The following is a 207-nucleotide window of genomic DNA, read 5'->3' as shown; positions in this document are numbered from 1 at the left end:
CGAACATCACGCCTGACCCGCAGACCGGGATCGGCACGTGGACGTCGGATCAATTCTACCAGATGATGCACAGTGGCCGCTTCCCCGATGGCGGCCTGGTCTATCCGGCGATGCCGTTCGCCTCCTACTCGAAGGTGACGCGCGAGGACAGCGACGCGATCTACGCCTATTTGCGCACGGTCACTCCGGTCAAGCAGCTCAACAAGC

1 pseudogene is annotated in these 207 nt (G+C 62.3%); it reads left to right on the top strand.

The window, feature by feature from the left end:
- Positions 1-207 (top strand): annotated as a pseudogene (locus FNJ47_RS49645) (cytochrome c); the annotation flags it as partial.

The organism is Bradyrhizobium uaiense (genome assembly GCF_010811875.1).
Taxonomy (GTDB): Bacteria; Pseudomonadota; Alphaproteobacteria; order Rhizobiales; family Xanthobacteraceae; genus Bradyrhizobium; species Bradyrhizobium uaiense.
This window is presented reverse-complemented; position numbering and strand designations above follow the sequence as displayed.